The sequence below is a fragment of the Actinoplanes sp. NBRC 103695 genome, assembly GCF_030269485.1.
Classification (GTDB): domain Bacteria; phylum Actinomycetota; class Actinomycetes; order Mycobacteriales; family Micromonosporaceae; genus Actinoplanes.
On sequence record NZ_BSTL01000033.1, the window covers coordinates 63,269 to 88,544 of the forward strand.

At 70.6% G+C, this 25,276-nt stretch carries 23 protein-coding genes and 3 pseudogenes; 16 read left to right on the forward strand and 10 right to left on the reverse strand.

The features are described 5' to 3' along the window. The first annotated feature begins 47 nt into the window (after positions 1-47). The 3 genes from QSK31_RS40450 to QSK31_RS40460 all read left to right on the forward strand — a co-directional run bounded on the left by QSK31_RS40450 (position 48) and on the right by QSK31_RS40460 (position 2,930). Positions 48-581 carry a DUF4240 domain-containing protein gene (locus QSK31_RS40450; RefSeq protein WP_285690109.1) on the forward strand — a complete coding sequence of 178 codons (534 nt, stop codon included), beginning with the start codon at positions 48-50 and terminating at the stop codon, positions 579-581. Between the two features lie 82 nt (positions 582-663). Further along, entirely contained in the window at positions 664-2,520 is a 1,857-nt protein-coding gene (gene lepA, locus QSK31_RS40455; protein ID WP_285690111.1) for a translation elongation factor 4, read from the forward strand. Positions 2,521-2,645: 125 nt separating this feature from the next. After that, positions 2,646-2,930 carry a GlsB/YeaQ/YmgE family stress response membrane protein gene (locus QSK31_RS40460; protein WP_285690113.1) on the forward strand — a complete coding sequence of 95 codons (285 nt, stop codon included), beginning with the start codon at positions 2,646-2,648 and terminating at the stop codon, positions 2,928-2,930. 539 nt (positions 2,931-3,469) lie between these two features. On the opposite strand, the gene QSK31_RS40465 is transcribed toward QSK31_RS40460, so the two are convergent. The 3 genes from QSK31_RS40465 to QSK31_RS40475 all read right to left on the reverse strand — a co-directional run bounded on the left by QSK31_RS40465 (position 3,470) and on the right by QSK31_RS40475 (position 6,919). Further along, complete coding sequence (locus tag QSK31_RS40465; RefSeq protein ID WP_285690115.1) at positions 3,470-5,107, reverse strand: PAS domain-containing protein; 1,638 nt, start codon at positions 5,105-5,107, stop codon at positions 3,470-3,472. A 114-nt stretch (positions 5,108-5,221) separates the two neighbouring features. Continuing rightward, positions 5,222-6,097: a hypothetical protein gene (locus QSK31_RS40470; protein ID WP_502873090.1), complete on the reverse strand. Its 876-nt coding sequence runs from the start codon at positions 6,095-6,097 to the stop codon at positions 5,222-5,224. A gap of 51 nt (positions 6,098-6,148) precedes the next feature. Further along, positions 6,149-6,919, reverse strand: coding sequence for an enoyl-CoA hydratase family protein (locus tag QSK31_RS40475; RefSeq protein ID WP_285690116.1), 771 nt, complete (start codon positions 6,917-6,919; stop codon positions 6,149-6,151). A gap of 36 nt (positions 6,920-6,955) precedes the next feature. Between QSK31_RS40475 and hemW the strand changes: the two genes are divergently transcribed. Further along, the gene (gene hemW / locus QSK31_RS40480) at positions 6,956-8,149 is read left to right on the forward strand and encodes a radical SAM family heme chaperone HemW (RefSeq protein WP_285690117.1); all 1,194 of its coding nucleotides are present in this window, start codon (positions 6,956-6,958) and stop codon (positions 8,147-8,149) included. On the opposite strand, the gene QSK31_RS40485 is transcribed toward hemW, so the two are convergent. Beyond that, the gene (locus QSK31_RS40485) at positions 8,142-8,861 is read right to left on the reverse strand and encodes a DUF4870 domain-containing protein (RefSeq protein WP_285690119.1); all 720 of its coding nucleotides are present in this window, start codon (positions 8,859-8,861) and stop codon (positions 8,142-8,144) included. The genes hemW and QSK31_RS40485 overlap by 8 nt on opposite strands. 178 nt (positions 8,862-9,039) lie before the next feature. Here QSK31_RS40485 and hrcA point away from each other — a divergent pair, with 178 nt between their 5' ends. The 3 genes from hrcA to QSK31_RS40500 are packed head-to-tail and all read left to right on the forward strand — an operon-like array spanning position 9,040 to position 11,970. Then, positions 9,040-10,062, forward strand: coding sequence for a heat-inducible transcriptional repressor HrcA (hrcA, locus tag QSK31_RS40490; RefSeq protein ID WP_285690120.1), 1,023 nt, complete (start codon positions 9,040-9,042; stop codon positions 10,060-10,062). Between the two features lie 34 nt (positions 10,063-10,096). Continuing rightward, complete coding sequence (gene dnaJ / locus QSK31_RS40495; RefSeq protein WP_285690122.1) at positions 10,097-11,236, forward strand: molecular chaperone DnaJ; 1,140 nt, start codon at positions 10,097-10,099, stop codon at positions 11,234-11,236. Further along, positions 11,236-11,970: a 16S rRNA (uracil(1498)-N(3))-methyltransferase gene (locus tag QSK31_RS40500; RefSeq protein ID WP_285690125.1), complete on the forward strand. Its 735-nt coding sequence runs from the start codon at positions 11,236-11,238 to the stop codon at positions 11,968-11,970. The genes dnaJ and QSK31_RS40500 overlap by 1 nt, the downstream gene beginning before the upstream one ends. A gap of 184 nt (positions 11,971-12,154) precedes the next feature. On the opposite strand, the gene QSK31_RS40505 is transcribed toward QSK31_RS40500, so the two are convergent. From QSK31_RS40505 to QSK31_RS40530, 6 genes are all read right to left on the reverse strand, one after another. Continuing rightward, positions 12,155-12,322 carry a hypothetical protein gene (locus QSK31_RS40505; RefSeq protein ID WP_285690127.1) on the reverse strand — a complete coding sequence of 56 codons (168 nt, stop codon included), beginning with the start codon at positions 12,320-12,322 and terminating at the stop codon, positions 12,155-12,157. Positions 12,323-12,445: 123 nt separating this feature from the next. Next, on the reverse strand, positions 12,446-13,030 hold the full coding sequence (locus QSK31_RS40510; RefSeq protein WP_285690128.1) for a hypothetical protein: 585 nt from the start codon (positions 13,028-13,030) through the stop codon (positions 12,446-12,448). Further along, entirely contained in the window at positions 13,030-13,416 is a 387-nt protein-coding gene (locus QSK31_RS40515; protein WP_285690157.1) for a VOC family protein, read from the reverse strand. Before QSK31_RS40515 ends, QSK31_RS40510 begins: the two co-directional genes overlap by 1 nt. Beyond that, positions 13,416-13,715, reverse strand: coding sequence for an ArsR/SmtB family transcription factor (locus QSK31_RS40520; RefSeq protein ID WP_502873093.1), 300 nt, complete (start codon positions 13,713-13,715; stop codon positions 13,416-13,418). Before QSK31_RS40520 ends, QSK31_RS40515 begins: the two co-directional genes overlap by 1 nt. Next, entirely contained in the window at positions 13,716-16,088 is a 2,373-nt protein-coding gene (locus QSK31_RS40525; protein WP_285690130.1) for a beta-glucosidase family protein, read from the reverse strand. It abuts the gene before it with no gap. A 1,205-nt stretch (positions 16,089-17,293) separates the two neighbouring features. Then, positions 17,294-18,052 (reverse strand): SDR family NAD(P)-dependent oxidoreductase, encoded by a 759-nt coding sequence (locus QSK31_RS40530; protein ID WP_285690131.1) that lies wholly within the window; start codon positions 18,050-18,052, stop codon positions 17,294-17,296. A gap of 23 nt (positions 18,053-18,075) precedes the next feature. Between QSK31_RS40530 and QSK31_RS40535 the strand changes: the two genes are divergently transcribed. The 9 genes and pseudogenes from QSK31_RS40535 to era all read left to right on the forward strand — a co-directional run bounded on the left by QSK31_RS40535 (position 18,076) and on the right by era (position 25,196). Beyond that, positions 18,076-18,429: an HIT domain-containing protein gene (locus QSK31_RS40535; protein WP_285690132.1), complete on the forward strand. Its 354-nt coding sequence runs from the start codon at positions 18,076-18,078 to the stop codon at positions 18,427-18,429. Next, on the forward strand, positions 18,426-19,811 hold the full coding sequence (locus QSK31_RS40540) for a serine hydrolase domain-containing protein (RefSeq protein WP_285690133.1): 1,386 nt from the start codon (positions 18,426-18,428) through the stop codon (positions 19,809-19,811). The genes QSK31_RS40535 and QSK31_RS40540 overlap by 4 nt, the downstream gene beginning before the upstream one ends. Positions 19,812-19,907: 96 nt before the next feature. Continuing rightward, positions 19,908-20,615: pseudogene (locus QSK31_RS40545) on the forward strand (PhoH family protein); the annotation flags it as partial. Positions 20,616-20,978: 363 nt separating this feature from the next. Beyond that, positions 20,979-21,383, forward strand: a pseudogene (locus tag QSK31_RS40550) (LAGLIDADG family homing endonuclease); the annotation flags it as partial. Positions 21,384-21,656: 273 nt separating this feature from the next. Beyond that, positions 21,657-22,019 (forward strand): annotated as a pseudogene (locus QSK31_RS40555) (PhoH family protein); the annotation flags it as partial. Between the two features lie 22 nt (positions 22,020-22,041). Continuing rightward, positions 22,042-22,512, forward strand: coding sequence for an rRNA maturation RNase YbeY (gene ybeY, locus QSK31_RS40560; RefSeq protein WP_285690134.1), 471 nt, complete (start codon positions 22,042-22,044; stop codon positions 22,510-22,512). A gap of 5 nt (positions 22,513-22,517) precedes the next feature. Further along, positions 22,518-23,852, forward strand: coding sequence for a hemolysin family protein (locus QSK31_RS40565; protein WP_285690135.1), 1,335 nt, complete (start codon positions 22,518-22,520; stop codon positions 23,850-23,852). Further along, positions 23,845-24,204: a cytidine deaminase-like protein gene (locus QSK31_RS40570; protein ID WP_285690136.1), complete on the forward strand. Its 360-nt coding sequence runs from the start codon at positions 23,845-23,847 to the stop codon at positions 24,202-24,204. The genes QSK31_RS40565 and QSK31_RS40570 overlap by 8 nt, the downstream gene beginning before the upstream one ends. A 107-nt stretch (positions 24,205-24,311) precedes the next feature. After that, positions 24,312-25,196: a GTPase Era gene (gene era / locus QSK31_RS40575; protein ID WP_502873094.1), complete on the forward strand. Its 885-nt coding sequence runs from the start codon at positions 24,312-24,314 to the stop codon at positions 25,194-25,196. Positions 25,197-25,276 lie beyond the last annotated feature (80 nt).

A 25,276-nucleotide genomic window follows, 5' to 3' on the forward strand; every position in this document is an offset into this window, starting at 1 on the left:
ATCCTGCCGTCCGAAGTTTTGTCGTACCCGAATGGCACCATCTCGGCATGAGAACCGACGACTTCTGGGCGGTCATCGACCGCTCGACCGCCGACCGGCCGGGCTCGCCCGCCGTGGTGGCCGAGCGTGCCGTCGACGAGCTGAGCAAGCGTGACCCGCAGGAGATCGTGGCGTGGGGGCGCCACCTCGACAAGGTGATGGCCGCGTCCGGCACCGAGGACCTGTGGGCGGCCGCCTACCTGATCAACGGCGGCGCCTCGGAGGATGGCTTCGACTCGTTCCGCGGCTGGCTGATCGCGCACGGGCGGGAGGTGGTGGCGCGGTCGGTGCGTGAGCCCGATGCGCTGGCCGAGATGCCCGCGGTGCGGTCCGCGGCGGCGAGCGGGGCGGTCTTCGAGGCCGAGGAGGTGCTGTCCATCGCGGCGTCGGCCTACCGGCAGGCCACCGGTGACGAGCTGCCTCCGTCGGAGGTCGCCAGGACCCGCCCCGACCCGGCCGAGCTGTGGGACTTCGACGACGAGGAGGAGATGGGCAAGCGGCTGCCGAGGCTGTCCGCGCTGTTCCTGGAGCCGCCGGAGTAAAACCATGCGGCCCGGCGTGGGACGATGGGAGCGGCCGGACCCTGAGACCTATGAGAACGGACGTACGTTGCCCGACCCCGCCGTGAACGTAATCGGAGCGACCGACCCGGGTCGCATCCGCAACTTCTGCATCATCGCGCACATCGACCATGGCAAGTCCACGCTGGCCGACCGCATGCTGCAGATCACCGGGGTGGTCGACCCGCGTCAGATGCGTGCGCAGTACCTCGACCGGATGGACATCGAGCGCGAGCGCGGCATCACGATCAAATCCCAGGCCGTACGCATGCCGTGGATCGTCCGTCAGGGCGACAAAAAGGGCGATACGGCCGTGCTCAACATGATCGACACCCCGGGGCACGTCGACTTCACCTACGAGGTCTCGCGGAGCCTGGCCGCCTGCGAGGGTGCCGTGCTGCTGGTCGACGCGGCGCAGGGCATCGAGGCGCAGACCCTCGCGAACCTGTACCTCGCGATGGAGAACGACCTGCGCATCATCCCGGTGCTCAACAAGATCGACCTGCCCGCCGCCCAGCCCGAGAAGTACGGCGAGGAGCTCGCCAAGCTGATCGGCTGCGAGCCCGAGGACGTGCTGCGGGTGTCCGGCAAGACCGGCGTCGGCGTCGAGCATCTCCTGGACGAGATCGTCCGTAATTTCATCCCGCCGGTGGGCGACGCGACCGCGCCGGCCCGGGCGATGATCTTCGACTCGGTGTACGACGTGTACCGCGGCGTGGTCACCTACGTCCGGGTCATCGACGGCCGCATCGAGGCCCGCGACAAGATCAAGATGATGTCCACCGGCGCGGTGCACGAGCTGCTGGAGATCGGCGTCGTCTCGCCCGAGATGGAAAAGGCGGGCGCCCTCGGCGTCGGCGAGGTCGGCTACCTGATCACCGGCGTGAAGGACGTGCGCCAGTCCCGCGTCGGTGACACCGTGACCGGCAACCTGCGGCCGGCCAAGGAGGCGCTCGGCGGCTACAAGGACCCGAAACCGATGGTCTACTCGGGCCTCTACCCGATCGACGGCTCCGACTACCCGGCGCTGCGCGACGCCCTGGACAAGCTCAAGCTCAACGACGCCGCGCTCACCTACGAGCCGGAGACGTCGCTGGCGCTGGGCTTCGGCTTCCGGTGCGGCTTCCTCGGCCTGCTGCACCTGGAGATCATCGGCGAGCGGCTGGAACGCGAGTTCAACCTCGACCTGATCTCCACCGCGCCCAACGTGGTCTACCAGGTGATCACCGAGGACCTGCAGGAGACGGTCGTCACCAACCCGAGCGAGTTCCCCGAGGGCAAGATCGCCGAGATCCACGAGCCGGTGGTGCGCGCGACGGTCCTGGTGCCCAACGAGTTCGTCGGCGCGGTCATGGAGCTGTGCCAGGGCCGCCGCGGCCAGCTGCTCGGCATGGAGTACATCTCCACCGAGCGGGTCGAGCTGCGCTACACCCTGCCGCTGGCCGAGATCATCTTCGACTTCTTCGACCAGCTCAAGAGCAAGACCAAGGGGTACGCCTCACTGGACTACGAGCCGTCCGGCGAGCAGGTGGCCGACCTGGTGAAGGTGGACATCCTGCTGCACGGCGAGCCGGTGGACGCGTTCAGCGCGATCGTGCACAAGGACAAGGCCTACGGGTACGGCACGGGGATCGCGGCGAAGCTGCAGAAGCTGATCCCGCGGCAGCAGTTCGAGGTGCCGATCCAGGCGGCGATCGGCAGCCGCATCATCGCCCGCGAGACGATCCGCGCGATCCGCAAGGACGTGCTGGCGAAGTGCTACGGCGGTGACATCAGCCGGAAACGGAAGCTGCTCGAGAAGCAGAAGGAAGGCAAGAAGCGGATGAAGATGGTGGGGCGCGTGGAAGTGCCCCAGGAGGCCTTCATCGCTGCCTTGTCCACCTCGGACTCCGGTGACGCAAAAGGGACGAACAAGAAATAATTTCAGGCCATAACCGCCCGATCGGAACGAGATTCCGATCGGGCGGTTTGGGTTCTGGATGGGTCGGGAATTCCTCGGGTCGACGGACGCAACGCCTTGTTCCACCCCTGAGGAGGGATCCCCCAATGACTGTTACCGGCATCATCATGGCTCTGATCATCGGCCTGGTCATCGGCGCGCTCGGTCGCCTGGTCGTGCCCGGCAAGCAGAACATCCCGGTCTGGCTGACCATGCTGGTCGGTGTCGTCGCCGCGCTGCTGGGCACCGTGCTGGCCCGCGCCTTCGGCGTCAACACCAACTCGGGTGGCTTCATCAACTGGGCGGAGCTCGCCTTCCAGGTCGTGCTCGCGGCCATCGGTGTCGCCCTGGTCGCCGGCGCCGGCTCGCGCCGTCGTCGCCTGACCCGCTGACCCCCCGAGCCCGACAAGGGCTCGCAGGACACGCAACGTCTTATCAGAAAGCGCCGGACCGCTTCCCCCGCGGCCCGGCGCTTTCGCGCGCGGGAGGTGGTGCGCGCGGGGAGGTGGTGCGCGCGGGGAGGTGGTGCGCGCGGGGAGGTGGTGCGCGCGGGGAGGTGGTGCGCGGGGAAAACCGTCGAAGGGTACGCGCGACTCAGTTCCCAACCGCAAGCACCGAACCTCCGTGGCGCACGCGCGATCGAGCGAAGACTTCAGGCCGTGAACGCGCCTGGCGCGAGACGTCGTTGGCGCGCCTCGTGAGGCGAGGGGCAGGCAAAACGCTAGGCGGGGGGAGGCGCGCGCGGGCGGGTGGTCCCGGGTATGACGGGCGCACGGGGTTGTTGGGCGTCCCAGGCGTTCGGCAGCACCAGCACCGAGCCCTCGTGCAGCTCCCGCAGGGGCGTGCGGTGGCAGCGTCAGTGGCGGAACTTGTGCGCAGCGTCAGTGGCGGAACTTGTGCGCAGCGTCAGTGGCGGAACTTGTGCGCAGCGTCAGTAGCGGAACTTGTGCTGGGCGCTGCGGCGGTTGACCCAGGCGGGCAGCCCGTCGACGTGCTCGGTGTGCGGGAGGCGCTCGTCGGGCTGGTGGCCCGTCGGCACGTGGCGCATCGTCACCACGTAGCCCTGGACCAGCCGGTCGTCGCGCAGGTCGCGATACGTCGCCTCGACCAGGACCTGGCGGTCGTCGGACCGCTGCAGGCTGCAGAAGAGCACGCCGTCGCCGTCGTCCTGGAGGGCCTGGCGGACCTGGATGCGGTCGTCGGGATGGACGAGTTCGGAGAGCGTCGCCAGCGGCGGGAGGTCGCCGCCGCCGATCAGGTCGCGGAGCGCGGGGCTCGCGTACCGGATGCGCTGGTCCTCGTCGATCACCATCATGATGTCCGCGGTGTTGCGGATCACCGCCCGCAGGTAGAGGTCGCTGTCCCGGCGGCCGACCGCGTCGACCAGGGAGATCCGGTCCAGGGCGAGGGTGGCCTGCCCGGCCAGCACCTCGAGCGAGTCCTGGGTGGCGATCAGGTCCTCGCGGCGACCGGCGACGATCAGGGCGCCACCGTTCGGGCGGGCCACGGCGAGCGGCTCCAGCCACAGCGGACAGACCAGCGTGGCCGCGTCGTTGTCCGACTCGGACACCCACCAGCTGCGGCCGCGCGGGTCGGTGCCGGCCGGTGGTTTCGCCTCCAGGGTGAGGTGGCGGTCGTCCATCGCGAAGATCACCTTGTGCAGGGCGGCGGCCGGCACCAGCCCGCGGACCGCCGCACGGACCGCCTCGTCCACGTCGTCGGGGTCGGCCGCCGCGACCAGGGCGGCGCTGGCCTCCCGGAGGGCCCTCTCGCGGGTCAGGGCCCGGCTGTGCTGCGCGACGGAGTCGGCGAGGCGGGTGATGGCCAGGGTCAGCGTGAGAGCGGAGGCCACGGCGATGACCACGCCGTCCTTGACCTCGTTGCCGACCGCCTCGATCAGCAGCACCACCGGCGGCGTGGCGACGGAGAGGCAGAGCAGCGCCGCCCAGTGCCCGCGCCACGGCGACGGGCGGACCGGCATCGGCGCGGTCAGCCGGGTCATCGACGGGTGCAGCGCGGAGGCGCCCCAGGCCAGGTAGAGCACGCGGTAGCCGGTTTCGGTCAGCCACGTCTCGGATATTCCCCAGGCGATGTCCGAGCCGAGCATGCCGACGGCGCCGATCAGCAGCAGGATCCCGGCGACGTTGCGGCCGCTGGCCATCAGCAGCCGCAGGGACACGGCGATCAGCAGGACGTCGCCGATCACGTCGGCGGCCGAGATCTGGCCGAACCGGCCGGTGTCGCCGATCACGAACACCCACACCACCAGCAGCGTGGAGCAGGTGAAGGCGAGCAGATCGATCAGGCGGGCCCGGTCGACCAGGGCGGCGCCGTTGCGGGTGAACTGGATCAGGCCGCCCGCGACCAGCACGAACATCCCGTAGTAGCAGATCTCGGCGACCGGTCCGTGGCCCAGCGCCAGGGCGGCGTCGCCGATGGCGAGCATCACGATGGAGCCGGCGAGCAACAGCCAGGGGCCGATCCGGGCGGGCCGGTGACGGCGAATCCCGAAAACGATGGCGGCGGCGCTGCCGGCTCCCAGCAAGATCCATTCGAGGGCGCTCAGCACCACTAACTACTACCAGCGTGGTCGCTATCTGTCCACGGCGGTGTATACGCAGCGCTATGGCCTGCGGAACGGGCCGACGTCACCGAGAGCAACGTGAATGTCTTGCGCGGACGGTCAGCTGAAGACTTCGGCCACTACGCGGGCGTTCCCGACTTTCCGGTCGCCGGTTACCGGCTGCCACTTGCCGCTGGGGGCAGACCATTCGAGGTCAGCGAAACGTACCCGTTCGAGACCGGTGTCCCGGGCGTGCGCGACGAGCCAGTGCGCGTACCGCCAGCCGGCGTCGTTGTTCGACACCGTGAGCGTCAGCCCGGCCGCCGGGGAGATCGGTTTGACCTTGGCCTTTCCCCAGTCCAGCTTGAGGCCGGCGGTCAGTTTCTGCGCCGCGGCCGCACCGCGCATCGTCGGCTCGCCGGTGAGGGTGCAGGCGACCGCGCTGGTCGCCCGGCCGGTGAGGGCCTTGGCCAGCACCTCGGCCTCCTCGGCCCACTTCTGGTACGCCTCCGGGTACGCCGAGCGCTGCACCCGCTGGGCGGCGTCGGTGACCCGCATCTTCTCCCAGCCCTTGACCTTCTTGAGCGAGGAGTAGAACTTGCGCGACGAGTAGCGCGGGTCCAGGAGCTGCGCCGGCTTGCCCCAGCCCTTGCTGGGGCGTTGCTGGAAGAGGCCGAGCGAGTCGCGGTCGCCGTACTCGATGTTCTCCAGCTTGGACTCCTGCAGGGCGGTCGCCAGCGCGACCACGATGGCCCGCTCGGGCATCTTGCGGTTGATGCCGACCGCGGCGATGGTCGCGGCGTTGGCCATCTGCACGGTGTCGAGGGCGACCTCCCCGCCGTCCCCGTCGGCACGGACGACGCAGGCGGGGCCGATCTTGGGCAGGGTGAAGGAGCTGATCGAGCTGCCCATCGAGTTGACCAGCGCGATCACGCCGGCGACGGCGGCGATCCCGATCACCCCGAGCACTGCGATCGGCTTCTTGCTCACCCTCACCCCTCACGCTGTCGGACGCCAAGCGTAATCAACGACCGCACGTCCGAGGCGTCACTGCGGGATCCACGAGGCGGGACGCTTCTCCCGGTACGCCGCCACGCCCTCGCGGCCCTCGTCGGATTTGAAGTATCCGGCGGACCGGGCGGCCAGATCGGCGAGATCGGCACGGACCGTCTCGCCGGGCGTACGCCGGAGAATCTGTTTGGTCCCGGCCAGCGCGAGCGGGCCGCCACGGACCAGCGAGTCGCAGAAACGAGCCACCGCGGCGTCCAGCTCGTCGGCCGGAACGGCGGCCGTGACCAGGCCGATCTCCGCCGCGCGGGCCCCGTCGAAGACGTCGCCGGTGAGGTAGAGCTCGGCCGCGGCACGAGGCGCCAGCCGGGGCAGCACGGTCGCGCTGATCACCGCCGGGATCACCCCGAGACGCACCTCGGTGAAGGCGAACGTCGCGTCCCGCGTACACACAGCGATGTCCGCCGCGGCGATCAGGCCGAGCCCGCCCGCCCGGGCGGGACCACCCACCCGGGCCACGACCGGCTTGGGGAACTCCCAGATCGCGGCGAGCAGGTCGGCCATCATCTCGGCGGGCAGCTTGCCGTTGCCGGAGGTGACCTGCTGCGTCTCCTTGAGGTCGGCGCCGGCGCAGAAGACCGAGCCGGTGTGGGTGATCACCACGGCGCGGACGCTCGCGTCGGTGAGCGCGGTGGCGAGCCCGTCGAGCAGCTGGGTCATCAGCGTGCTGGACAGCGCGTTGCGGTTGGCCGGGCTGTCCAGCGTCAGCGTGGTGATCCCGGCGGCCGTCGAGGTGTGGACCAGCTCCATGCGAAGACCCTATCGGCGGCGGTGCACACTTGACGGATGCCTGGTCCGCTCCCCGAGGGTGATCCCGTGCCCGCCGACGGCTCCCTGCCCGGCGACGCCGCCGACCGAGCCGGCCGAAACGGATTCGGGGTCTATGTCCACGTGCCGTTCTGCGCCAGCCGCTGCGGCTACTGCGACTTCAACACCTACACCGCGGACGAGGCCGGTCAGGAGGGCTACCTCGACGCGGTGCTGGCCGAACTGCGGCTGGCCGGCAAGGTGATCAGTCCCGAGCGGGTGGACACGGTCTTCGTCGGCGGCGGCACGCCGACCCTGCTCGACCCGGGCGACCTGGCCCGGGTGCTGGACGCGATCGACGCCACCTGGGGTCTCGCGCCGGGCGCGGAGATCACCACCGAGGCCAACCCGGAGTCGGTCACGCCGGACTCGCTGCGGGCGCTGCGCCGGGCCGGCTTCACCCGGATCTCGCTGGGCATGCAGTCGGCCGCGCCGCACGTGCTGGCCGTGCTCGACCGCCGGCACACCGCCGGGCGCGCGCCGCAGGCCGCCACGGAGGCGCGCGAGGCCGGGTTCGAGCACGTCAACCTGGACCTGATCTACGGGACGCCGGGGGAGACCGCGGCCGACTTCGCCACCTCGCTGGACACGGTGGTCGCGGCGGGCGTCGACCATGTCAGCGCGTACGCCCTGATCGTCGAGGACGGCACCCGGATGGCCGGCCGGATGCGTCGCGGCGACCTGCCCTTCCCCGACGACGACGTGGCCGCCGACCGCTACCTGGCCGCCGACGAGCGGCTCACGGCGGCGGGGCTGGAGTGGTACGAGGTGTCCAACTGGGCGTCCGGCCCGGCGGCCCGCTGCGCCCACAACATGCTCTATTGGACCGGCGGCGACTGGTGGGGGATCGGTCCCGGTGCCCACAGCCACGTCGGCGGGGTCCGCTGGTGGAACGTCAAACACCCGTCCGCGTACGCCCGGAGGCTCGCCGGCGGCGACTCGCCCGGACACGGCCGGGAGGTCCTCACCGACGAGGACAAACACGTCGAGGACGTGATGCTGCGCGTGCGGCTGCGCGACGGCCTGCCGCTGACCGGGCTCGACCCGGCGATCACCGCCCGGATGCTCTCCACGGGGCTGCTGGAGGCCTCCGCCTACGGCGCCGGCCGGCTGGAGCTCACCCTGCGCGGGAGGCTGCTGGCCGACGCCGTCGTGCGCGATCTGCTTACTTGACCAGCCTGACCGTGGCCGGGTAATGGTAGAGCTGACCCTCGTTGGCCTTCATGCCCGCGATGATCGAGAAGACGACGATCACGACCCAGGTGATCAGCGGCAGGAAGAACAGGATGCCCGCCGTGCAGCCGGCCAGGATCGACGCGATGATCGTGGCGACGCCCCAGGTGATCTGGAAGTTCAGGGCCTCGACCGCGTGCGCGCGGACCGTCGGCGACTCGTTGCCCTTGGCCAGCATCGCCACCAGCGGGGCGAGGAAGCCCACGACGATGCCACCGAAGTGGGCGATCAGCGCCCAGGTCTTCTCGTCGTTGTTGGCGTAGCCGACCGGAGCGGGGCCGCCCGGAGCGCCGTACCCGGGCGCGCCGTAGCCGGGCTGCTGCTGGCCGTACCCGGGAGGCGGGCCGTAACCACCCGCACCCGAGCCGGGCGGCGGGCCGTAGCCACCGGCGCCGGACGACGGCGGCGGGCCGTAACCACCGGCGCCCGACGAGGGCGGCGGGCCGTAACCACCAGCGCCGGAGGACGGCGGCGGCGAGCCGTAGGTCGGAGGGGTCGGCGGAGGTGAGCCGTACGTGGGCGGCTGCGGCGAACCGTACGCGGGCGGCGGCGGGGCGGATCCGGAGGTCGGATCATTACCCGGATATGGGTTCAACGGCGCCGTCGGGTCGTGCGGATTACCGTCACCCGGCGGACGAGGCGGTTCAGTCATGGCTGACACGGTAGGACCGCAGCTCAATACGGTCGAGAGCAACATGCTGACAACCTTGACGGACCAAGATTCGGCGTCGGCCGGATTCAGCCCCCGGCACGATCATCGCGCCGCGGCGGGCGGCGACGTAGACTGGCACTCGCCGATCAGGAGTGCCAACGAGCGGGGGAGGGGTCAGATGAGTCTCGATGACCGCAAACTCGAGGTCCTTCGCGCCATCGTCGAGGACTACGTCGCCACGCAGGAGCCGGTCGGCAGCAAGGCTCTGGTCGAGCGTCACCAGCTCGGCGTCTCCTCCGCCACCGTGCGCAACGACATGGCGGTGCTCGAGGAGGAGGGCTACATCCGGCAGCCGCACACCAGCGCCGGCCGGGTGCCCACCAACGCCGGTTACCGCCTCTTCGTCGACCGGCTGTCCCGGGTCAAGCCACTGAGCCCCGCCGAGCGCCGGGCCATCGAGCGTTTCCTGGCCGACCCGGTCGACCTGGACGACGTGGTGCACCGCACGGTCCGGCTGCTCGCCCAGCTCACCCGCCAGGTGGCGGTCGTGCAATACCCGAGCCTGGCCCGGTCCTCGGTGCGCCACCTCGAGCTGGTGCCGATCTCCACCACCCGCATCATGCTGGTGATGATCGCCGACACCGGCCGGGTCGAGCAGCGCCTGGTCGAGATGCCCGGCCCGATCGCCCCGGCGGACGTCACCGAGCTCCGGCGCAAGGTCAACGAGAAACTCGCCGGTCAGCGGCTCGCCGACACGCCGCCGCTGGTGCAGGCGCTGGTCGACGACTGCTCGCCGGAGCGCCGCGGCACCATGGCGTGCCTGGCGACGGTCCTGCTCGAGACGCTCGTCGAGCGTTCCGAGGAGCGCCTGATGCTGGCCGGCACGGCCAACCTCACCCGCGGCGGCGTGCTCGACTTCCAAGGGTCGCTCCGGCCGGTGCTGGAGGCTCTGGAGGAGGAGGTCATCCTCCTCAAACTGATCGGCGAGGTGGAGCCCAGCACCACCCGCGTGCGGATCGGCGACGAGAACGAGATCGACAACCTGCGGTCGACGTCGGTGGTGAGCGCCAGCTACGGCCCCGGTGCGACCATCGTCGGCGGGCTCGGCGTGCTCGGGCCGACCCGCATGGACTACCCCGGCAACATCGCCACGGTTCGTGCAGTGGCAAGGTACCTTGGCGACTTGCTGGCCCAGAACTGATGGATCTGCGCGAACATTGAGGACTCCAAAGCCCGTGGCGAAGGACTACTACGGAATTCTCGGCATCAGCCGGGAAGCCACCGACGACGAGATCAAGCGCGCCTACCGCAAGCTGGCTCGCCAGTACCACCCGGATGTGAATCCCGATCCGGAGGCGCACGAGAAGTTCAAGGACATCAACGCCGCGTACGAGGTCCTCTCCGACGACCAGAAGCGGCAGATCGTCGACCTCGGTGGTGACCCCTTGGCGCCCGGTGGCGGCGGTGGCGCCGGTCCGGGCGGTCCCGGCGGTCCTTTCGTGGGCTTCCAGGACATCATGGACGCGTTCTTCGGCCAGGCGGCCGGAGGCGGGTCTCGTGGTCCCCGCCCGCGTACCCGCCCGGGCGCCGACGCGATCCTGCGCCTCGAGCTCGACCTGGTGGAGACCGCGTTCGGGGTGGAGGCGCCGATAACGGTCGACACCGCGGTGCTGTGCACCCAGTGCTCCGGCGCCGGCACCGCGCCCGGCACCCACCTGGCCACCTGTGAGACGTGCGCCGGCCGGGGTGAGGTGCAGAGCGTGCAGCGCACCTTCCTCGGGCAGGTCGTGTCGTCCCGCCCGTGCCAGGTCTGCCAGGGTCACGGCACGGTCATCCCGTCGCCCTGCCCGACGTGCGCGGGCGACGGCCGTATCCGTACGCGTCGCAGCCTGACCGTGAAGATCCCCGCCGGTGTCGAGGACGGCATGCGGATCCGCCTCGCCCAGCAGGGCGAGGTCGGTCCCGGTGGCGGCACGGCCGGCGACCTCTACGTGGAGATCCACGAGCGCGCCCATGACGTCTACAGCCGCAAGGGCGACGACCTGCACTGCCGGGTCACGTTGCCGATGACCGCGGCGGCGCTGGGCACCAGGCTGACCATCAAGACGCTGGACAGCGAGGAAGCGATCGAGGTCAAGCAGGGCACCCAGCCGGCCAGCACGCTGCGCATCCGCGGTAAGGGTGTGCCGCACCTGCGCGGTCAGGGCCGCGGCGACCTGTTCGTACACCTGGATGTGCGGACGCCGACGAAGCTGACCACGGAGCAGGAACGCATGCTCCGCGATTTCGCCAAGACCCGCGGCGAGGACGTGGCCGAGCTCAGCAAGCAGGGCGGCTTCTTCTCCCGGATGCGGGACGCCTTCAACGGCCACTGATGTCGGCTCCGCTCTTCCTGGTCGGTGAGCTGCCGGCGGGTGACACCGCCACGCTCGACGGGCCCGAGGGTCATCACGCCGCCGACGTCCAGCGGGTCCGGCCGGGTGAGCGTGTCGTGCTCGCTGACGGCCGCGGCGGCACGGTTGTGGCCTCGGTCACCGAGGTGGCGAAGGGCAGCGTGCGCCTCGCGCTTCTCGAGCGCTCGTCGGCCCCGCGGCCGAGCCCGTCACTGACGGTGGTCCAGGGGATCCCCAAGGGCGAGCGCGGCGAGCTGGCCGTGCAGGCGATGACCGAGGTCGGCGTCGACGAGATCATCCCGTGGGCGGCGACTCGCTGCGTCACCCAGTGGCGTGGCGAGCGCGGCGCGAAGTCCCAGGCCAAGTGGGCTTCGACGGCGCGCGAGGCGGCCAAGCAGTCCCGCCGGTCCTGGCTTCCGCTGGTCTCCGGCGCGCCCGATCTGAGCACGAAGCAGGTGGCCGCGCGTCTCGCCGGCGCCGCGGCGGCGTTCGTGCTGCACGAGGACGCGACGGTGCCGCTCTCGTCGGCCGATCTGCCGTCGGCGGGCGAGATCGCGCTGGTGGTGGGCCCGGAGGGCGGCATCGCCGACGCGGAGATCGACGCCTTCGTCGCGGCGGGCGCCCGGCCGGTCAGGCTGGGCGACGCGGTCCTGCGCACGAGCACGGCGGGGGTCGCCGCGATTGCCGTGCTCTCGGCGCGTCTGGGTCGCTGGTAAGACCGTTCAGGGGTACGCGCGACGCCCTTCCCCAACCGCACCACCGGTCCGGCGTGGCACACGCGCGACCAGGCGAAACTCCACGCCGTGCACGCGCCTTGCGCGAGACGTCGTGGTTACGCGCAGGGCCGAGCTCAACTCCGCGTGACGGGCGAGAGCCCGAAGATCGCGAACAGGGCCGTGCTCAACCGCGCAGGACGGGTGGCAGCCCGAAGAGGGCGAACAGCGCCGGGTCGACGAAGGTCACGGTCCGCCGGATCAACCCGTCCGCCACCTCGAACACGCGCAGTTCCTCGAACACCAGGCCGGCGGTCCGCAGGGTGGCCCGGGCGCGTTGCAGGCTGCTGTTCACCGAGGCGACGCTGGTCTCCAGGGCCCTCGTCGGGGAACGGCTGCGGCCACGCGACGTCGAGGCTCGGCGTCAGCGGCGCGTGCACGTCGCCGGCCGGCCCGAGCCCGCTCGACGTGGCGACCTTCACGGTGTTGCGCCGGGCGGATTGAGACGAGCCCAGGCCGCCTCGCCGCGCGGGGACAGCCGGTAGCCGACCGGCAGGCTCTCGGTCAGGCCGAGCTCCTTGAGGCGGCGCACGTCCCGCTTGAAGGTCAGCATGTCCGGGTAGCCGAGCCCGGCCCACAGGTCACCGGCCCGGACCGCCGGGCGCGCGGCGATCATCGCCAGCACCCGGCGTGTCCACGGCCCGCGTACGCCGGTGGCGTCCATCCGGTCGAGCCGTGCGACCAGGGCCGGGAAGTCCGGCAGGTCGGCCGCCGCGCGCAGCGCCACGCGCGGGTCGTCGCCGGCGTACGCGACCTCGATCCGGTAGACGTCCCCGGCCTTGTCCGGCAGGTCGGCCGTGGCCGCCGTGGCGCTGGGGTAGCCGGCCGCCCGCGCGTCGGCGGCCGAGATCCGTTTGACCGGCGCCACCGCGAGGACCTCGACCACGCCGATCATGGTCCGCAGCCGGGTGCCGGCCCGGACCCGTGCCCGCTCCCAGCGCCGGAACACCACCGAGATCCGGCCGTCCCGGATCCGGTCCAGCGCGTCCTGACGGAAGAGCATTACTTCATGGCCGCCAGCTGGATCAGGTTGCCGCAGGTGTCGTCGAGGACGGCGGTGACCACCGGGCCCATGTCGGTCGCCTCCTGGGTGAACGTGACGCCCAGCCCCTTGAGCCGCTCGACCTCGGCGTACACGTCGTCGACGGCGAACTGGGTGAACGGGATGCCGTCGGCGACCAGGGCGTTCTTGAACGTGCCCGCCGCCGGGTGCTCGCTCGGCTCCAGCAGCAGCTCGACACCGTCCGGCTCGGCGGGGGAGGCCACGGTGAGCCAGCGGAACTCGCCGGCCGGCACGTCGGTCTTCTTGATGAACCCCAGCTTGTCGGTGTAGAACGCGAGTGCCTTGGCCTGGTCGTCGACGTACACGCTGGTGATGTTGATCTTGATCATGGGTCGGGGTCCTCTCGGTCGATGGGCCACCGCTCGACGATCGAGCGCAACGGGCGCGTGTCGAGGTGGTGGAACTTGTACCGGCCCTGCCGCCGGGTGTGCACCAGCCCCGCCTGTTCGAGCACGGCCAGATGCTGCGAGATGGCCTGGCGTGAGGACGCCAGGCCGTGCTTCGTGGTCAGCCGGCCGCAGATCTCGAACAGTGTCTGACCGTCCCTCTCGGTCAGCTCGTCCAAGATGATGCGCCTGGTCGGGTCGCCGATGGCCCGGAAGAGGTCAGCGTCCACGGACACCAGTTATAGGCAAGTGGCCACTTGCATGTCAAGGGTGAGGCGCGGATCGTCGAGAGCATGCGCGGCGGCGATCTCGTAGGCGCCCGCAACCGTCCGCCAGCCGTCCGGCGTCCACGTCTGGAAGGTGCGCGACGGCAACGGCACCCGCACGGTCACCGTCTCGCCCGGGTGGGCGGTCACCGGCGCGAAGCCGGCCAGCCACATCGCCGGCCGCTCCGGATCGGGCACCGCCGGCCGCACGTACACCTGGACCACCTCGCGCCCCTCACGCCCGCCGGTGTTGGTCAGCGTGACCTCGGCGGTGTCGTCGACGATGCGCAACTCGGAGTAACTCCAGGTGGTGTAGCCGAGCCCATGCCCGAACGCGTAGTGCGGCTGAACCCCGGCCCGCTGCCACGCCCGGTAACCGATGAAGACGCCCTCGTCGTAGGACAGCACGCCGTCGTCGACCGTGACGTCGAGAACCGGGCAGTCCTGCTCGCGCCGCGGCCACGTCGTCGGCAGGCGGCCACCCGGCTCGAGGACGCCGAGCAGCACATCGGCCAGCGCCGCCCCCGCCTCCTGCCCCGGGAACCAGGTCAGCACCACCGCCGCCACCTCGTCCGCCCACGGCAGCAGCACCGGCGCGCCCGCGTTCACCACCACGATCGTCCGCGGGTTGGCCGCCGCCACCCGGCTGACCAGCTCGTCCTGGGTGCCGGGCAGGGCCAGCGACGTGCGGTCGAAGCCCTCCGACTCGACCTGCTCGGTGGTGCCCACCACGACGATCGCCACGTCCGACTCGGCGGCCAGGACCGCGGCCTCGTCGATCATCTCGGCCGGCCCGGGCCCCGGCGGCCGGTGGCCCAGGGTGGTCGAGACGGTGTGCGCCAGCCCGTCGGTGATGGTCTGCGCCAAAATCACTTCCACGGGTACGCCTGCCGCCAGCGTCACGCCGGCCCGATGCTCCCGAGGCGACAGCAGCAGCTCACCACGCTCCGTGCCGTCGGCGTGCAACGACCCGTCATACAGCACCTGATCACCCACGGTGAGCCGGAAGGTGCCGAACCCGGACACGCTGAACGTGTGCTCCCCGTCCACGGCAGGCGTGAACGTCCCCCTGATCGTGAGCCGGTCCACGTCCTCCGGCCGCAGCCGCCCCGGCAGGTCCCCGATCCAGCGCAGCGCCGCCTCGGCCACCCCGAACGCGTGCTTACCGGCCAGGTCGACGCCCAGATCCGTCCACTCCGGACCCCGTGCCGGCGGCAGGAAGGGCCGCGGGTCGGCGCCCGTCGCGTAGGCGACGTCCACCCCCGGCAGGGCCCGCCCCAGCCCCTCCAGCGGCGAGACCACGTGCGGCGGGGTGACCGTGGCGCTGCCCCCGCCGAGCACCCGGGCGTCCATGGCCAGCGCCCCGATCAGCGCCACCCGGGTGAGCGCCGCCGGCTCCAGCGGCAGCGTGAAGTCCTCGTTGCGCACCAGCACGTAGCTGCGTGCCGCGACCTCGTGCGCGACCGCGGACCCGTCCAGTTCGGGCAGCCCGGGCGGGACGTCACCCAGCGCACCGACGCGGGCGGCGAGACGTAGCACCCGGCGTACCTTGTCATCGATCTCCGCCTCCGGGACCGACCCGTCCCGCACCGCCTCGACCAGCGCCGCACCCCAGGGGTTCTGCATCGCGGGCATCGCGATGTCCAGCCCGCCCAGCGCCGCGCCGACGGTGTCCCGCGCCGCACGCCAGTCCGACACGACGATCCCGTCAAAACCCCATTCGTCCTTGAGTACGCGCTGCTGAAGCTCCCCGTGCGACGACATCGGCGACCCGTTCACGCCGTTGTAGGCGCTCATCACGCCCCAGCCGCCGGCGCGCACCACCCGCTCGAACGGCGGCAGGTACACCTCGCGCAGCGCCCGCTCGGAGATCCGCACGTCCACGGTCATCCGCTCGGTCTCGAAGTCGTTACCCACCAGATGCTTCACCGTGGTGCCGACGCCCTGCTCCTGCACACCGCCCACGAACGCCGCCGCGATCTCTCCCGTGAGCAGCGGATCCTCGGAGAAGCACTCGAAGTGCCGCCCGTTCAGCGGCGTCCGGTGCAGGTTGACGGTGGGCGCGAGCAGCAGATGCACGCCCTTGCGCCGTGCCTCCTGCCCGAGCAGCCGCCCGGCCCGCGCGGCCAGCTCCGGATCCCAGGTGGCGGCCAGCGCGGTCGGACTCGGCAACGCCACCGACGGATCCTCGGGCGCCCACCCCGTCCCGCGCACGCCGACCGGCCCGTCCGACATCACCAGCGAGCGCAGCCCGATCCGCGGAATGGCCGGCAGTGACCAGAAGTCCTGCCCGCCGAGCAACGAAACCTTCTCCTCGAGGGACAACGCACTGATCAACTCATCCACGGCCAGATCATGTCAGGTGGATCTGGGTCGTGTTATTGATCAGACTCATCAAATCAAGATCAAATTCAGGATGTCGTAGCTGGGTGGGTGGTGCTGACCGCAACTCCCGTCGGGGCCGGGCCCACGGCTCCAAGGCCGCGGGGCGGCCAGAACAGAGCCGCGCACCCTTCATTCCGCGTGCGTGGTCACCCTCCGGCGCTACGCGCCGATCCAGCGAGGCACCCACTCTCCGCTACTGCGCGATGATGACCGACATCCGTGAGATCCGCGCGGACTGGGAGCAGGCAGCGGAATCGGGATCGACTTGGTACCCGGGCCGTGTCTCTCCCCCCGCGGTCGGGGTGTCTGTTCGCGGTGGTTGCCGCCGTTTTTTCTGGGCGTGGGGTGGGGCCGGGTTGCCAGGTGGTCGGGGTGTCTGTTCGCGGTGGTTGCCGCCGTTTTTTCTGGGCGTGGGGTGGGGCCGGGTTGCCAGGCGGTCGGGGTGCCTGCTCGCGGTGGTTGCCGCCGTCTTCTCTGGGCGCGGGGTCGGGCCGGGTTGCCAGGCGGCCGGCGTGCCTGCTCACCGTCGCTGCCGCCGCTCGCGGCGCTGGCCGGGCGCGCAATGGTAGAGCCCGGCGGGAGTGGTGTGACCGGGCGGCATCCGGCTCGATACACCGCTCTGGGCTACCACGGCCCGCGAGGGTGGTAGGTCAGAGCGGCAAATCTAGCCCGGATAGCGCTTGGTCCTACCACCGTCCGTGGCAGTGGTAGGCCGAGATCGTCGTGGTGGGCCGTTCGCCTGAGATGGCGCTTTGGTCTACCACTCTTGCGCCCGGCTACCACTCTTGCGCTCGGCTACCACTCGCGCGCTCGGCTACCACTCGCGCGCTCGGCTACCACCGGGAGTGGCGGCTTCCACCGCGAGCAGGCGCCCCGGCCACCTGGCAACCCGGCCCGACCCGTGTCCTGGCGCAAATGGCGGAAATAGGGGTATGCGCCAGAAAGCCCGGCCATGCGAGCTCAACAGACCATCAACCTGAGCGCCCGGGCGGGGTTGGGCGCGGAGCGCCCAGAGAGTGGGCACGCACGCGGAATGAAGGGTGCGCGGCTCTGTTCTGGCCGCCCCGCGGCCTTGGAGCCGTGGGCCCGGCCCCGACGGGAGTTGCGGTCAGCACCACCCACCCGGCTACGACATCAAGCCCTTGAATTTGATCTTGGATAGGCCGTCAGGTGCGCAGGTAGGAGGCGCCGTTCATGTCGATGATCGCGCCGGTCGCCCACTCCGCCTCGGGGGTGGCCAGCCAATGCACGGCCGCGGCCACCTCGTCGGGCTGGGCCACCCGGTTGTAGGGGCTCTGGGCCCGGATCGCGGCGCCCCGCTCGGCCTTGAGGTGCTCGTTGGTCATGTCGGTCTCGATGAAACCGGGCGCCACCGACGCCACCGCGATGCCCAAGGGGGCCAGCGCCACCGCCAAGGACTGGGCCATCGCGTTCATCGCGGCCTTCGACGCGCCGTAGGCGGGCTGCTCCGGCTCGCCCCGGAAGGCGCCCCGGGACGACACGTTGATGATGCGGCCGCCGCCGGCGCGCATGTGCTGGACCGCTGCCCAGCAGGCGTTGGCCGCGCCGAAGAGGTTCACGTCGAAGGTGTGCCTCCACATCTCCCGCCACTGTTCGTAACCCGCCTCCAGCACCGGCACGGCCGGCGGCGAACCGTAGATCCCGGCGTTGTTGACCAGCACGTCCAGCCCGCCGAGGCCGTCCGCGGCGGCGTCGACCATCGCCCGGACCGCCGGCGGGTCCGCCATGTCCGCCCGGACCACGACGTGCCCGTCGCCCGGCAGCTCCTCGACGAGCTGGGCGGCCAGCGCCGCCGTGTCGCGGTGGTGCACCGCCACCCGATCCCCGCCTGCCGCGAACCGCTTCGCGACCGCTCTGCCCAAACCTCGCGACGCACCGGTGACCAACACCGCTCTTGATGTCATTCGAGGAGCTTAGGATCATCCAGGTGGACAACGACTGCCTGTTCTGCCGCATCGTCGCGGGGGAGATCCCGGCCACGGTGGTGTACGAGACCGAGACCACGCTCGCCTTCCGGGACATCGACCCGAAGGCGCCCGTGCACATCCTGGTGATCCCGAGAGCCCATCACGCCGACGTGGCCGCGCTCGCCGCCGCCGACCCCGCGCTCGCCGCCGACGTGCTGGCCGCGGCCGGTGCGGTGGCCGAGGCCGAGGGGCTGAGCGCCGACGGGTACCGGCTGATCTTCAACACCGGGCGATTCGGTGGCCAGGAGGTCTTCCACGTCCACGGGCACGTCGTCGGCGGCTCGCCGCTCGGACCCATGCTGAGCATCGCGTGAGCGCGGCCGAGCAGCGCTACGAGCGCGAGGCCCGCAAGATCCAGTCGACGGCCCGGGTTCCGGCCCTGGCGGTGGCCGTGCATCGCGCCGACCGCAGCCTCTGGACCTGCACGATCGGAGACTCCGGCAACCCGGAGCGGCCGCTGGACGCCGACTCCCGGTTCCGGATCGGCTCGGTCACCAAGACGTTCACCGCGGTGCTCGTGATGCAGGCTCGCAACGACGGGCTGCTCGACCTGGACGACCCGGTCGGCAAGCACCTCGACCTCCCGGCGCACGGCGACGCCACGATCCGCCGGCTGCTCTCGCACACCGCCGGCTTCCAGCGTGAGCCGCACGGCGACGTCTGGGACATGCTGGAGATGCCGTCGCCCGACCGGATGCTCGCCGAACTCGAGCGGGCCGAGCGGGTACTGCCCAACGCGCGCCGCTACCACTACTCCAACCTCGCCCTCGGCGTGCTCGGCCAGGTGGTCGCCCGGATGCGCGGCGGGAGCTGGTTCGAGGTGCTCGCCGACCGGGTGCTGACGCCGCTCGGGTTGTACTCGACCAGCTACCACCCGGGCCCGGAGGCGGTGGTCGGCTACCTGGTCGACACGTACTCCGACGCCGCCCGCCCGGAACCGCCCACCGACATGGCCGGCGCCGCGCCCGCCGCCCAGCTGTGGAGCACCGCCGCGGACATGGCGACCTGGGCCGCCTTCCTGGTCAGCCCCGAGATCGTCGACCCGGACGGCAAGGTGCTGCCCGCGGCCACCCTCGACGAGATGCGCTGGCCGCTCACCACGATCGACGAGCAGCTCTGGACGGCCGGCTTCGGGCTCGGGCTGATCCTGCAACCGGCCGGCAAGCGGGTGGTGCACATCGGCCACGACGGAGCGATGCCCGGCTTCCTGTCCGCGGTCTACGGCCGCCGCGGCGGCGAGGGCAACCCCGGCGCCCTCGGCTGCGCGGTGCTCGCGTCGTCCGGCACCGCCATGGAGATCGCCGACCTGCCGCACGACCTGCTGCGCCTGGCCGCCGAGCTGGACCCGGCGGAGATCACGCCGTGGGCGATCGGCGAGCCGGCGCCTGACGAGTACCGGCAGGTGCTGGGCCGGTGGTGGGGCGAGGGTTTCCCGTACGACTTCTCCTGGCACGACGGCACCCTGCAGGCCCGCGGGGCGGACTCGCCGAACGACCGCCCGCCGGCCGTGTTCCAGCCGCTGCCCGGGACGCCGGACGTGCTCCGGACGGTCTCCGGGCGGGAGGCCGGCGAGCTGCTCCGGATCACCCGCGATGAACGCGGAGTCATCCTCCGGATGCACTGGGCTACCTATCGCCTCACTCGCGAGCAGGAGGCCTTCGACGGGGTGCCGGCCACCCACGGCGAACGCCCCTAATGGTGTCGGCGGTGCGGGCGCGGAACGGATACGATGGGGCGGTCCTTACGGCGCAAGAGGAGAAAGCAGGTGGCGTAGGTCCTCGGGGCCGCCCCTATGACCAGCACCGACCACACTTCGAGCGCGTCCGGCGCTGCTCGGGTGCAGACCAAGATCTCGGTCGCCGACCCGAAGATCATGGTGAACCTGCTGGGCGCCAAGGATGAGATCCTGCGCCTGATCGAGCGCACACTCGCCAGTGACGTGCATGTCCGCGGCAACGAGATCACCGTGACCGGCTCACCGGCCGACAACGCGACGGCGGAGCGCCTCTTCTCCGAGCTCATCGAGCTCATCGAGAAGGGTGAGACGCTGACCGTCGACGCGGTCCGGCGCACCGTCGCCATGCTGGAGCAGAACACCTCCGAGCGGCCGGCCGAGGTGCTCACGCTCAACATCCTCTCCCGGCGCGGCCGCACCATCCGGCCCAAGACGCTGGGCCAGAAACGATACGTCGACTCGATCGACGAGAACACCATCGTCTTCGGCATCGGCCCCGCCGGCACCGGCAAGACCTACCTGGCGATGGCCAAGGCCGTCCAGGCGTTGCAGGCCAAGCAGGTCAGCCGCATCATCCTGACCCGGCCGGCGGTCGAGGCGGGCGAGCGGCTGGGCTTCCTGCCCGGCACGCTGAACGAGAAGATCGACCCTTACCTGCGTCCTCTGTACGACGCCCTGCACGACATGCTCGACCCGGAGTCGATCCCGCGCCTGATGCAGAACGGCACGATCGAGGTCGCCCCGTTGGCCTACATGCGGGGCCGCGCGCAGCCGCTGACGGCCAAGGTGCTGACGCCCGATGGCTGGCGGGCGATCGGCGACCTGGCGGTCGGTGACCTCGTCACCGGCTCGGACGGGCTGCCGACGCCGGTGCTGGGCGTCTACCCGCAGGGCCGCAAGCAGGTCTACCGGGTCACCACCCAGGACGGAGCCTCGACGGTCGCCTGTGGCGAGCATCTCTGGACCGTGCGTACGCCGGACGACCGGAGCCACGGCCGCCCGGCGCGGACGCTCGAGACCCAGGAGATGATCGGCAACCTCCGCCGGGGGTACGTCCACCGGTATGAATTGCCGCTGGTCGAGCCGGTCGAGTTCGTCGGGCAGGACGTGCCGATGGACCCGTACGCGATGGGTCTCCTGCTCGGCGACGGCTGCCTGACCACCGCGACCACGCCGTCGTTCACCACGGCCGATCCCGAGTTGGCGGAGGCGCTGGACGCGGCCCTGCCGGGCATCACGGTGACTCGCAAGAACGAGGTCGGCGGTGTGCTCACAACACATCCCATCACTGCTGTCCTGCATGAGCTGGACCTGGCGGAGACGGATGCGAGCACGACGTTCGTCCCGGAGATCTACAAGGTCAACAGCGCGGCGGTGCGCCTCGCGCTGCTGCAAGGTCTGTTCGACAGCGACGGTGGACCGGTCTCCCAGCAGGACCGCGGCTGCCGGGTGCAATACAGCACCTCCTCCGAGCGCCTGCGCGACGATGTCCTGTTCCTGGTGCGGTCGCTCGGCGGGGTCGCATATGTGCGCCGTCGTGTTGCTCCGGGCCGGCAGCCAGGTCCGGCTCGCGGTCGTGCGGTGCACCAGCGTCACGACGCGTTCGTGATGGACATCCGGCTGCCGGCCGGGATCGAGCCGTTCCGGCTCGAGCGCAAGCGCGCTCTCTACAACGCCACCGGCGGCGGACGCCCGATGCGGTTCGTCCACGACATCGAGCCGGTCGGTGCGGAGGAGACGGTCTGCATCCAGGTCGCGGCACAGGACTCGCTCTACGTGACCGACGATCTGATCGTCACCCACAACACGCTCAACGACGCGTTCATCATTCTGGACGAGGCGCAGAACACGACGCCCAAGCAGATGAAGATGTTTCTGACGCGGCTCGGGTTCGGGGCCAAGATCGTGGTCACCGGCGACGTCACGCAGGTGGACCTGCCGGGTGGCACGACCAGCGGGCTGCGGATCGTCCGGCAGATTCTGCGCGACGTCGAGGACGTGCACTTCGCCGAGCTGTCCAGCTCCGATGTGGTGCGCCATAGGCTGGTCGCCGAGATCGTGGACGCGTACGCGCGCTTCGACGTGGAGCAGGAACAGGAAAGCGCACAGTCCGTTCGCGCCGTGCCGGGCCGTGCCGCCGGTGGTGGCCGTGCCGGGCGCCGACGTTAATCAAGGGATGAGAAGCACCACTATGTCCATCGAGATCGCCAACGAGTCCGGAGTCGAGGTCGACACCGACGCGATTCTGGCGGTGGCCCGGCACGCGCTGGACGAGATGGGTGTCAACCCGCTCGCCGAGCTGTCGATCCTGCTTGTCGACATCGACTACATGACCGAGCTCAACCATCGCTGGATGGGCAGCGACGGGCCGACCGACGTGCTCGCCTTCCCGATGGACGAGGGCAGCGTCGACCACGGGCCCGGTGAGGCCGGCGCCGGGGAGCCCGCGCTGCTCGGCGACATCGTGTTGTCCCCGGAGGTGGCGTCCAAGCAGGCGGCCGCCGCGGGGCACACACCCGCCGACGAGCTGCATCTGCTCACCGTGCACGGGGTGCTGCATCTGCTCGGCTACGACCACGCCGAGCCCGAGGAGGAGCGCGAGATGTTCGCGTTGCAGGCCAGGCTGCTGCAGTCCTGGCGGTCCGCACGGCAGACCGGCTGAGACCGATGGATGGCGGACTACCCGACCTGCAACTGCTGATCTACGCGGTTGTCCTGGTCTTCCTGGCCGGGCTCGCCTCGATGACCGATGCCGCCCTGGCGACGGTGTCCCCGGCCCGGGCGGGCGAGATGGCCCGTGAGGGTCAGCGTGGCGCGGCGGCGCTGGCCGCGGTGGCCGGCGACGTGGTGCGGCACCTCAATCTCCTGCTTCTGCTGCGGCTGCTCTGCGAGCTGACCGCGACGACGCTGGTCGCGCTGGTCTGTGTGGACACGTACGGCGCCGGGTGGCGGGCCGCGCTGGTCACCGCGGGCGCGATGACGGTGGTCTCGTTCGTGGTGGTCGGGGTCGCGCCTCGGACGCTGGGCCGGCAGCACGCGTACGCGGTGGGTAAGGCCGCGGCGCCGCTGGTGCGCTGGATCGGCCGGGTGCTCAACCCGCTGGCGTCCCTGCTGATCCTGATCGGTAACGCCGTGACGCCGGGCAAGGGTTTCCCGGAGGGGCCGTTCGGCACCCAGGTGGAGCTGCGGGAGCTGGTCGACCTGGCCGAGCAGCGTGGCGTGGTCGAGCACGGCGAGCGCGAGATGATCCACTCGGTGTTCGCGCTGGGTGACACGATCGTCCGCGAGGTGATGGTGCCGCGGACCGAGATGGTGTGGATCGAGACCACCAAGACGTTGCAGCAGGCGCTCTATCTGTTCCTGCGTTCGGGTTTCTCGCGCATCCCGGTGATCGGCGAGAGCGTCGACGACGTGCTGGGCGTGCTTTATCTGAAGGACGTGGTGCGGCGTACGCAGAACGGCGACCCGGCCGCGTCGGCGAGCGTGGTGGCGGAGCTGATGCGCCCGGCGACGTTCGTGCCGGAGTCGAAACCGGTCGACGACCTGCTGTCCGAGATGCAGGCGGCACGCACTCACCTGGTGATCGTGGTCGACGAGTACGGTGGCACAGCCGGCCTGGTCACCATCGAGGACATCCTCGAGGAGATCGTCGGCGAGATCACCGATGAATATGACGTGGAGCGTCCGCCGGTGGAGACGCTGGAGGACGGCTCGGTGCGGGTGACCGCGCGGCTGCCGATCGAGGATCTCGGTGAGATCTTCGGGGTGGAGCTGCCCGCGGACGACGTGGAGACGGTCGGTGGCCTGCTGGCGCAGGTGCTGGGCCGGGTGCCGATCCCGGGCGCCGAGGTGGACATGAACGGGCTGCACCTGGTGGCCGAGGGTACGACCGGCCGGCGTAACCGGATCGACTCGGTGCTGGTCGCCCGGGTTGTTCCGGCGGGTCCGACCGGCCAGGACGACAACTCGCCGACCGAGGAGAGGCAACACGCTGATGCCTGAGATTTTCCCCGCCGCCGCGGAATTGACCGCGGAGGACCAGAAGCTGGTCACCCTGGCGCGCAGCTCACGCGCGCGGGTGGGTGCGGTGGAGGGTGCCGCGGTACGCGATCAGGACGGTCGCACGTACGCCGCGGCGAGCGTGGCTCTGCCCAGCCTGGCGGTGACCGCGTTGCAGCTGGCGGTGGCGTCGGCCGCTGCGGCGGGCGCGACGAAGCTGGAGGCGGCGGCCGTGGTGACGGAGGCGTCGACGCTGGACGGCGGCGGCCACGCCGCGGTGCGTGACCTGTCGGCGGATGCTCCGATCCATGTCGCCGCGCCGGACGGCTCGCTGCTGGGTTCGGTCACCGCGTGACGTCTCCGGGGAAGCCGGCGCGCAAGCCGCGGCATCGTAAGTCGGGCGGCACCGCGGACCAGCCCGGTAAGCAGCACCGGCACAATCCGGTGTCGCGGCAGGAAGTCGTGGATGACGTTTATCGTGCCGGTTTCGCCTGTTTCGTCGGGCGGCCGAATGCGGGCAAATCCACCCTGACGAACGCGATTATCGGACAGAAGATCGCCATCACGTCGAGTAAGCCGCAAACTACGCGGCACGTCATTCGCGGCATTCTGCACCGGCCCGGCTCGCAGCTCGTGCTGGTCGACACGCCGGGTCTGCATCGGCCCCGGACGCTGCTCGGTGAGCGCCTGAACGACCTGGTCAAGGAGGCCTGGAGCCAGGTCGACGTGATCGGTGTCTGCCTGCCGGCGGACGAGCCGATCGGGCGCGGCGACCGGTTCATCTCGGCGGAGATCGCGGAGCTGAAGGCCACCGTGATCGCCGTGGTGACGAAGGTCGACCTGGTCGACCAGGTGACCCTGGCGAAGCATCTGCTCGAGGTGAACGAGCTGTACCAGTTCGCCGAGATCGTGCCGGTGAGCGCGGTGTCGGGGCACCAGGTGGAGACGCTGGTCGACGTGATCGTCCGGCATCTGCCGGAGTCGCCGCAGCTCTATCCGGACGATGTGCTGACCGACGAGCCGGAACAGGTGCTGATCGCCGAGCTGATCCGCGAGGCGGCGCTGGAGGGTGTGCGGGACGAGCTGCCGCATTCCATCGCGGTGCTGGTCGAGGAGATGCAGGACGAGGGCAATCTGGTCAGGATATTTGCTGACGTCTATGTGGAACGGGACAGTCAGAAATCCATCGTCATCGGGACGCGTGGGGCTCGTTTGAAGGATGTCGGCACCCGGGCGCGCGGTGAGATCGAGACTCTGATCGGCCGCCGGGTGTATCTGGATCTTCACGTGCGCGTTGCGAAAGAGTGGCAACGTGACCCTAAGCAACTGCGCAAACTTGGCTTTTAATTAAACTCCGTTTATGGGATTTGTGGGTTTTCTCACCCTGGTTTGATGATGATCGTGATTTCCGGGTAAGCCTGTTGGTC

What these genes read in the sequence shown, in the direction of transcription:
- QSK31_RS40450 (WP_285690109.1), top strand. Translation starts at nt 48, where the DNA reads ATGAGAACCGACGACTTCTGGGCGGTCATCGACCGCTCGACCGCCGAC.
- QSK31_RS40460 (WP_285690113.1), top strand. Translation starts at nt 2,646, where the DNA reads ATGACTGTTACCGGCATCATCATGGCTCTGATCATCGGCCTGGTCATC.
- QSK31_RS40475 (WP_285690116.1), bottom strand. Translation starts at nt 6,919, where the DNA reads ATGGAGCTGGTCCACACCTCGACGGCCGCCGGGATCACCACGCTGACG.
- hemW (WP_285690117.1), top strand. Translation starts at nt 6,956, where the DNA reads ATGCCTGGTCCGCTCCCCGAGGGTGATCCCGTGCCCGCCGACGGCTCC.
- QSK31_RS40485 (WP_285690119.1), bottom strand. Translation starts at nt 8,861, where the DNA reads ATGACTGAACCGCCTCGTCCGCCGGGTGACGGTAATCCGCACGACCCG.
- hrcA (WP_285690120.1), top strand. Translation starts at nt 9,040, where the DNA reads ATGAGTCTCGATGACCGCAAACTCGAGGTCCTTCGCGCCATCGTCGAG.
- QSK31_RS40500 (WP_285690125.1), top strand. Translation starts at nt 11,236, where the DNA reads ATGTCGGCTCCGCTCTTCCTGGTCGGTGAGCTGCCGGCGGGTGACACC.
- QSK31_RS40510 (WP_285690128.1), bottom strand. Translation starts at nt 13,030, where the DNA reads ATGCTCTTCCGTCAGGACGCGCTGGACCGGATCCGGGACGGCCGGATC.
- QSK31_RS40530 (WP_285690131.1), bottom strand. Translation starts at nt 18,052, where the DNA reads ATGACATCAAGAGCGGTGTTGGTCACCGGTGCGTCGCGAGGTTTGGGC.
- ybeY (WP_285690134.1), top strand. Translation starts at nt 22,042, where the DNA reads ATGTCCATCGAGATCGCCAACGAGTCCGGAGTCGAGGTCGACACCGAC.
- QSK31_RS40565 (WP_285690135.1), top strand. Translation starts at nt 22,518, where the DNA reads ATGGATGGCGGACTACCCGACCTGCAACTGCTGATCTACGCGGTTGTC.
- QSK31_RS40570 (WP_285690136.1), top strand. Translation starts at nt 23,845, where the DNA reads ATGCCTGAGATTTTCCCCGCCGCCGCGGAATTGACCGCGGAGGACCAG.